Origin of the sequence: Arthrobacter sp. AK01 (genome assembly GCF_021109375.1) — a bacterium.
Lineage (GTDB): Bacteria > Actinomycetota > Actinomycetes > Actinomycetales > Micrococcaceae > Arthrobacter.
On sequence record NZ_JAJOHP010000016.1, the window covers coordinates 77,379 to 85,157 of the forward strand.

Here is a 7,779-nt window from a genome sequence, read left to right on the forward strand (position 1 = left end):
GCGGGATGCAAACGGGGGAGATCTGAAAACGCCTGAAGGTCTGTGGAAGGATCCCTCTTGGTCGCCTCGAGCACCTCTAATAACGAAACCGCTAACACGGCAAGCACCGATGGTGCCACCCGCCGCCTCTCATTCGCAAAGATTCACGAACCCTTGGATGTTCCGAATCTTCTCGCCCTGCAGACGGACAGCTTTGACTGGCTGGTCGGAAACGAACGCTGGCAGGCGCGGGTAGCGAAGGCTGTCGAGGAGGGCGACCTCAGCGTCGCCACTACCTCCGGACTTGCCGACATCTTCGAAGAGATCTCCCCTATCGAGGACTTCCAGGGCACCATGTCCCTGAGCTTCTCCGAGCCGGAGTTCGCTGACCCGAAGTACACCATGGCCGAATGCAAAGACCGTGACGCCACTTACTCGGCACCGCTGTATGTCAAGGCCGAGTTCATGAACAACAACACGGGCGAAATCAAGCAGCAGACCGTGTTCATGGGCGACTTCCCCCTCATGACTGAAAAGGGAACGTTCGTCGTCAACGGCACCGAGCGTGTCGTTGTCTCCCAGCTGGTCCGTTCGCCGGGCGCCTACTTTGAGCGCACCGCTGACAAGACCAGTGACAAGGACATCTTCACTGCGAAGATCATCCCGTCCCGTGGTGCATGGTTCGAACTCGAAATCGACAAGCGCGACCAGGTCGGCGTCCGCCTCGACCGCAAGCGCAAGCAGTCGGTAACGGTTCTCCTGAAGGCCCTCGGCTGGACCGAAGGCCAGATCCTGGAAGAGTTCGGCCAGTACGACTCCATGCGTGCGACGCTGGAGAAGGACGCCACCGAGACCCGCGAAGACGCGCTTCTGGATATCTACCGCAAGCTGCGTCCGGGCGAGCCGCCCACAGTCGAGGCTGCCCAGTCCCTGCTGGACAACCTGTACTTCAACGCCAAGCGTTACGATCTTGCCAAGGTTGGCCGTTACAAGATCAACCGCAAGCTCGGCATCGACCGCTCCCTTGGCGACAAGGAAGCTTCGGTCCTGCACGTTGAAGACATCGTTGCCATGATCAAGTTCCTCGTTGCGCTCCACGCCGGCGAGAAGACCCTCATGGGCAAGCGCGACGGCGAAGACCACGAACTTCGCGTCGACGTCGACGACATCGACCACTTCGGCAACCGTCGCATCCGCGCCGTGGGCGAACTGATCGAGAACCAGGTCCGCACCGGTCTTTCCCGCATGGAACGCGTCGTCCGCGAACGCATGACCACGCAGGACGTCGAGGCCATCACGCCGCAGACGCTGATCAACATCCGTCCCGTTGTCGCAGCCATCAAGGAGTTCTTCGGAACGTCCCAGCTGTCGCAGTTCATGGACCAGAACAACCCGCTTTCGGGTCTGACCCACAAGCGCCGCCTGTCGGCACTTGGCCCGGGTGGTCTGTCCCGTGACCGTGCAGGCATGGAAGTTCGAGACGTTCACCCGTCCCACTACGGACGTATGTGCCCCATCGAAACTCCTGAAGGCCCGAACATTGGTCTGATCGGTTCGCTGGCTTCCTACGGCCGCATCAACCCGTTCGGCTTCATCGAGACGCCGTACCGCCTGGTGTCCGAAGGTGTCGTTTCCGACGAGGTCCAGTACCTTACGGCCGACGACGAAGCCGAGGTCCTGATCGCACAGGCCAACGCTCCGCTGGATGCTGACAAGAAGTTCTCCGAAGAGACCGTCCTTGTCCGTGCCCGTGGTGGTGGAGGCGAGCCCGTTCTGGTTCCCGCCGGCGAAGTCCAGTTCATGGACGTTTCCCCGCGCCAGATGGTGTCCGTGGCAACTGCCCTGATCCCGTTCCTTGAGCATGACGATGCAAACCGCGCACTCATGGGTGCCAACATGCAGCGCCAGGCCGTGCCGCTGGTCCGTTCCGAGGCTCCTTTCGTGGGCACCGGCATGGAGCGCGCAGCAGCCGTCGACGCCGGTGACGTTGTCATCGCGAAGAAGGCAGGTGTGGTCACCGAGGTTTCCGCCGAGCTGGTTGTCATGATCAACGACGACGGCACCGAGACGAACTACCGCATCAACAAGTTCGCCCGCTCCAACCAGGGCAACTGCTACAACCACCGTGTCCTGGTCAACGAAGGCCAGCGCCTGGAAGTTGGCGGCATCATCGCTGACGGTCCCGCAACGGACCAGGGTGAGCTCGCCCTCGGTAAGAACCTGCTCGTGGCATTCATGTCATGGGAAGGCCACAACTTCGAGGACGCCATCATCCTGTCGCAGCGCATTGTTGCTGAGGATGTTCTTTCCTCCATCCACATCGAGGAGCACGAAATTGATGCCCGCGACACCAAGCTTGGTGCCGAGGAAATCACGCGTGACATCCCCAACGTGTCCGAGGAAGTCCTTGCAGGCCTGGACGAGCGCGGCATCATCCACATTGGTGCCGAGGTTGAAGCCGGCGACATCCTGGTCGGAAAGGTCACCCCGAAGGGTGAAACCGAACTGACCCCGGAAGAGCGCCTTCTCCGCGCTATCTTCGGCGAGAAGTCCCGCGAAGTCCGCGACACCTCCCTGAAGGTGCCCCACGGCGAGTCCGGTACGGTCATCGGCGTGCGCGTCTTCGATCGCGACAACGACGACGAACTGCCCCCGGGCGTGAACCAGCTGGTCCGCGTCTACGTAGCAGCCAAGCGTAAGATCACCGACGGCGACAAGCTCGCCGGCCGTCACGGCAACAAGGGTGTTATCTCCAAGATCCTCCCGATCGAGGACATGCCCTTCCTTGCAGACGGTACCCCGGTGGACATCGTCCTGAACCCGCTTGGTGTTCCGGGTCGAATGAACGTTGGCCAGGTCCTGGAAACCCACCTCGGTTGGGTTGCCAAGACCGGTTGGAAGATCGAAGGCGAGCCGGAGTGGGTCAAGAACCTCCCGAACCTGCCCCGTGAAACCGGACAGACCACCGTTGCCACCCCGGTGTTCGATGGCGCCCGCGAAGAAGAAATCACGGGCCTGCTCGACTCCACCAATGTGACCCGTGACGGCGACCGCCTGATCGATTCCTCCGGCAAGACCCGTCTGTTCGACGGCCGCTCCGGCGAGCCGTTCCCGGACCCGATCTCCGTCGGCTACATGTACATCCTGAAGCTCCACCACTTGGTGGACGACAAGATCCACGCGCGCTCCACCGGCCCGTACTCCATGATCACGCAGCAGCCGCTGGGTGGTAAGGCTCAGTTCGGTGGCCAGCGCTTCGGTGAAATGGAAGTGTGGGCGCTCGAAGCTTACGGTGCCGCTTACACCCTTCAGGAACTCCTCACGATCAAGTCGGATGACATCCATGGTCGTGTGAAGGTCTACGAAGCCATCGTCAAGGGCGAGAACATCCCTGAGCCTGGCGTTCCCGAGTCCTTCAAGGTCTTGATCAAGGAAATGCAGTCGTTGTGCCTGAACGTGGAAGTCCTTTCCACCGACGGAACCACGATCGAAATGCGTGACTCTGATGACGCAGTCTTCACGGCTGCGGAAGAACTGGGCATCGATCTGTCTCGTGCAGAGCCCAGTTCCGTAGAAGAGGTCTAGCAGCTGTTCCGACGGACCGCCTGAACAGCTGTCCGTCGGAACAACTCCCTCTTCCCGTAACCAAGACTTCAGAATTTAGAGAACAAGAGAGAACAGGGACCATATGTCCAGCGAATCCTCCTTCGGCCTCATGCAGATCGGCCTCGCCACCGCGGAAGACATCCGCGGATGGTCTTACGGTGAGGTCAAGAAGCCGGAAACCATCAACTACCGCACGCTCAAGCCCGAGAAGGACGGCCTCTTCTGCGAGAAGATCTTCGGCCCGTCCCGCGACTGGGAATGCTACTGCGGCAAGTACAAGCGCGTCCGCTTCAAGGGCATCATTTGCGAGCGTTGTGGCGTTGAAGTCACCCGCGCCAAGGTGCGCCGTGAGCGCATGGGCCACATCGAACTGGCTGCGCCTGTAACCCACATCTGGTACTTCAAGGGCGTTCCCTCGCGCTTGGGCTACCTGTTGGACCTGGCACCGAAGGACCTTGAGAAGGTCATCTACTTCGCTGCCTACATGATCACCAGCGTTGACACCGAAAGCCGTCACGCCGAACTGCCGAACCTCCAGGTTGAGCATGACCTCGAGAAGAAGCAGATGGTGGACAACCGCGACAGCGACATCGCCACGATCGCCCGCGACCTTGAAGACGAGCTTGCCCGTCTTGAAGGCGAGGGTGCCAAGGCTGCCGACAAGAAGAAGGCCCGCGACTCTGCTGACCGCCAGATGGCGAACGTCCGCAAGCGCGCCGACGCCGACATCGAGCGCCTTGAGCAGGTCTGGGACCGCTTCAAGAACCTCAAGGTCGCCGACCTTGAAGGCGACGAGGGCCTTTACCGCGAACTGCGTGACCGCTACGGCCTGTACTTCGAAGGCTCCATGGGTGCCGAAGCCATCAAGAAGCGTCTTGAGACCTTCGACATGCAGGCTGAGGCTGAGTCCCTGCGCGACACCATCCAGAATGGCAAGGGCCAGCGCAAGACGCGTGCCCTGAAGCGCCTGAAGGTTGTCAACGCGTTCCTGACCACCAACAACAGCCCGCTCGGCATGGTCCTTGACGCCGTCCCGGTGATCCCGCCGGAACTGCGCCCGATGGTCCAGCTGGACGGTGGCCGCTTCGCGACCTCCGACCTCAACGACCTCTACCGCCGTGTGATCAACCGCAACAACCGACTCAAGCGCCTGCTTGACCTCGGTGCTCCGGAGATCATCGTCAACAACGAGAAGCGCATGCTTCAGGAAGCTGTTGACAGCCTCTTCGACAACGGTCGTCGTGGCCGTCCGGTCACGGGTCCGGGCAACCGTCCGCTGAAGTCCCTGAGCGACATGCTCAAGGGCAAGCAGGGTCGTTTCCGCCAGAACCTCCTCGGCAAGCGTGTTGACTACTCCGGCCGTTCGGTCATCGTCGTCGGCCCGCAGCTGAAGCTGCACCAGTGTGGTCTGCCCAAGCAGATGGCCCTGGAGCTCTTCAAGCCGTTCGTGATGAAGCGCCTGGTTGACCTCAACCACGCCCAGAACATCAAGTCGGCAAAGCGCATGGTCGAGCGTTACCGTCCGCAGGTTTGGGACGTGCTGGAAGAGATCATCACTGAACACCCGGTGCTGCTCAACCGTGCACCTACCCTGCACCGCCTCGGCATCCAGGCCTTCGAACCGCAGCTTGTGGAAGGCAAGGCAATCCAGCTTCACCCGCTGGTTTGTGGCGCCTTCAACGCTGACTTCGACGGCGACCAGATGGCAGTCCACCTGCCGCTGAGCCCGGAAGCCCAGGCCGAAGCACGCATCCTGATGCTGTCCTCGAACAACATCCTGAAGCCGTCCGATGGCCGTCCGGTGACCCTGCCTTCGCAGGATATGATCATCGGCCTGTACCACCTGACCACCAAGCGCGTCGGCTCTGCCGGCGAAGGCCGCATCTTCTCCTCGGTTTCGGAAGCCATCATGGCTTACGACGCCCGTGATCTGCACCTGAACTCCCAGGTCAAGATCCGTTTGGACAACTTTGTGCCTTACGCAGGTTGGGAAGCTCCGGAAGGTTGGGAGCCCGGTCAGCAGGCTCTCGTCCAGACCTCCCTGGGCCAGGTCATCTTCAACCAGACGCTGCCTGAGGATTACCCCTGGGTTGAGGCTGTTGCAGACAAGGGCGAACTGTCCCGGATCGTCAACGACCTCGCAGAGCGCTACCCGAAGGTTGTTACGGCGGCAACGCTGGATAACCTCAAGGACGCCGGCTTCTACTGGGCCACCCGTTCGGGTGTCACGGTTGCCATCTCCGACATCGAGGTGCCGACTTCCAAGCCTGCCATCCTGGCCGGTTACGAGAACATGGCCGCAAAGATCCAGGGCCAGTACGACAAGGGCCTGATCGACGACGACGAGCGTCGCCAGGAACTGATCGAAATCTGGAACAAGGCAACCAACGAAATCGCCCAGGCGATGCGTGACAGCCTGTCTCCGATGAACACCATCAACCGCATGGTGTCCTCCGGTGCACGTGGTAACTGGATGCAGGTCCGCCAGATCGCGGGTATCCGTGGTCTTGTGGCCAACCCGAAGGGTGAGATTATCCCTCGCCCGATCAAGTCCTCCTACCGCGAGGGCCTGTCGGTGCTGGAATACTTCATCGCCACGCACGGTGCCCGTAAGGGTCTGGCCGATACCGCTCTCCGTACCGCCAACTCGGGTTACCTGACCCGTCGTCTGGTGGACGTTTCGCAGGACGTCATCGTCCGCGAAGAGGACTGTGGTACCGAGCGCGGTCTGCTCACGCCGATCGCCGTGCCGGATTCCAACGGTGAGCTCGTCCTGGACGAGAACGTCGAGAACAGCGCCTACGCTCGTACGCTGGCTGTCGACGTCGTTGACGCCAAGGGCAATGTCCTGGCTGCCGGCGGCACCGACTGCGGCGACGTCGTTATCGACCAGTTGCTGGCTGCAGGCATCACTGAGGTCAAGGTCCGCTCGGTCCTCACCTGTGAGTCCAAGGTCGGTACCTGTGCACTGTGCTACGGCCGTTCGTTGGCCACTGGCAAGACCGTTGACATCGGCGAGGCCGTGGGCATCATTGCCGCACAGTCCATCGGTGAGCCCGGTACCCAGCTGACCATGCGTACGTTCCACACCGGTGGTGCTGTATCCGCCGGTGGTGGCGACGACATCACCCAGGGTCTGCCCCGTATCCAGGAGCTCTTCGAAGCCCGTACTCCGAAGGGTGTCGCACCGATTGCTGAAGCAGCCGGCCGCATCACCATCGAAGAGTCCGAGCGCCAGATGCGCCTGGTGATCACTCCGGACGATGGTTCCGAAGAGATTGCCTACCCGGTGCTGCGCCGTTCACGTCTCCTCATCGAGGATGGCGAGCACGTCAGCGTCGGCCAGAAGCTGATCAACGGTCCCGTGGACCCGAAGCAGGTTCTGCGCATCATGGGTCCGCGTGCTGCACAGAAGTTCCTCGTGGACGAAGTTCAGGGCGTTTACCGCAGCCAGGGTATTGGTATCCACGACAAGCACGTCGAGGTTATCGTCCGCCAGATGCTGCGCCGCGTGACCGTCATCGAATCCGGCGACTCCGACCTGCTCCCCGGTGAGCTTGCAGAGCGTGCCCGCTTCGAAGACGAGAACCGCCGCGTCGTATCCGAGGGCAAGTCCCCGGCTTCGGGCCGTCCGGAACTCATGGGTATCACCAAGGCTTCCTTGGCCACCGAGTCCTGGCTGTCGGCAGCTTCCTTCCAGGAGACCACCCGCGTCCTGACGCAGGCGGCCATGGAAGGCAAGAGCGATCCTCTGCTCGGCCTGAAGGAAAATGTCATCATCGGTAAGCTCATCCCGGCTGGTACGGGTCTGCCCCGCTACACAGAGGTCACTGTGGAGCCGACGGAGGAAGCAAAGGCAAGCCTGTTCACCGGCCCCAGCGCTTTCACCGACTTCTCCTATGACGCCCTGGGTGGCGACGGCGCTCCCGAGTTCCACGCCATCCCTTTGGATGACTACGATCTCGGCAACGACTTCCGCTAAAAAACGGTTGTCAGCGCTTTGACGGTCAGGCCCCGCCCTCTAGAGTGCGGGGCCTGACCCGCGTTAACGCACTTTTGCGCGGCGACCCGGGGGAGTGGGGGGGGGGGGGGGGGGGGGGGGGGGGGGGGGGGGGGGGGGGGGGGGGGGGGGGGGGGGGCGGCGGGGGGGGCGCCCGGGGGCCGGCGGGGGGAGCGGGGAGGGGGGGGTGGGGT

At 62.0% G+C, this 7,779-nt stretch carries 2 protein-coding genes; both read left to right on the forward strand.

Annotated features, from left to right (window positions below):
* Nucleotides 1–57 precede the first annotated feature (57 nt).
* On the forward strand, nt 58–3,564 hold the full coding sequence (rpoB, locus tag LN996_RS07850; protein WP_231339853.1) for a DNA-directed RNA polymerase subunit beta: 3,507 nt from the start codon (nt 58–60) through the stop codon (nt 3,562–3,564).
* Nucleotides 3,565–3,667: 103 nt separating this feature from the next.
* Complete coding sequence (locus LN996_RS07855) at nt 3,668–7,567, forward strand: DNA-directed RNA polymerase subunit beta' (protein ID WP_231339854.1); 3,900 nt, start codon at nt 3,668–3,670, stop codon at nt 7,565–7,567.
* The last annotated feature ends 212 nt before the right edge of the window (nt 7,568–7,779 follow it).